Genomic DNA, 249 nt, shown 5'->3' on the forward strand with positions numbered 1-249 from the left:
AGGCTTTTATGGTCAGTGTCTGGTGTGGTGCGAATCGTTTCCTGCACACCGAAATAACCCGCCACGATCATGCGCTTTGTAAGATTTTTGGATGGAAAAGGGCCCCTGGGCACGATACGTTCAAACGTTTTTTCAAGAAGTTTGACTTGGAAAGCTCAAGCCAGTTGTCTGATCATTTATTTGGCTGGGTGTTTAACAATATACAGTTTGATAATATCACGCTGGACTGTGACTCTACGATCCTGACTC

1 protein-coding gene is annotated in these 249 nt (G+C 44.6%); it reads left to right on the plus strand.

What is annotated here, in order from left to right:
• Positions 1–249, plus strand: a 249-nt coding sequence (locus FNH22_RS32535) for a hypothetical protein (RefSeq protein ID WP_221420403.1), incomplete at both ends; no start/stop codon positions are given.

Source organism: Fulvivirga sp. M361, from assembly GCF_007097395.1.
Classification (GTDB): Bacteria; Bacteroidota; Bacteroidia; order Cytophagales; family Cyclobacteriaceae; genus Fulvivirga.